The organism is Tessaracoccus sp. OH4464_COT-324 (genome assembly GCF_003932855.1).
Classification (GTDB): Bacteria; Actinomycetota; Actinomycetes; order Propionibacteriales; family Propionibacteriaceae; genus Arachnia.
In genome coordinates this window covers 1-329 of the sequence record NZ_RQYZ01000166.1, presented here as the reverse complement: position 1 = coordinate 329, position 329 = coordinate 1, and the positions used below count along the sequence as shown (strand labels likewise).

General features: G+C 35.6%; 1 protein-coding gene. It reads left to right on the top strand.

The window, feature by feature from the left end:
- The coding region (locus EII42_RS12615) for a hypothetical protein (RefSeq protein ID WP_199729913.1) at nt 1-329 on the top strand (329 nt) is incomplete at both ends.

Here is a 329-nt window from a genome sequence, read left to right as displayed (position 1 = left end):
GTTAGAATTTGTTGAGGCAGTTGAGGAATTAGCAGCTTTACATGGGTTAGAAGTGCCGAGAGAAAAATCTAATCAATTTAATGGAAAGCCTCAGGTTAGCCTTAAAACAAAGCGTGATTTGTATGAATTAATGCAAGAAATTGCAAAATTCTACCAAGAGCAGCTTAGCCAAAATATTCCTGCGCAAAGCTATTTGCACCAACGTGGCTTATCCGATGAAATCATCCAACGTTTTCAAATTGGTTTTTCTCCTGCTCAATCAAATATTTTCATAAAAAAATTTGCAGCAAATCGAGATGATGTTCAGAAATTATTTGATGTAGGAATGG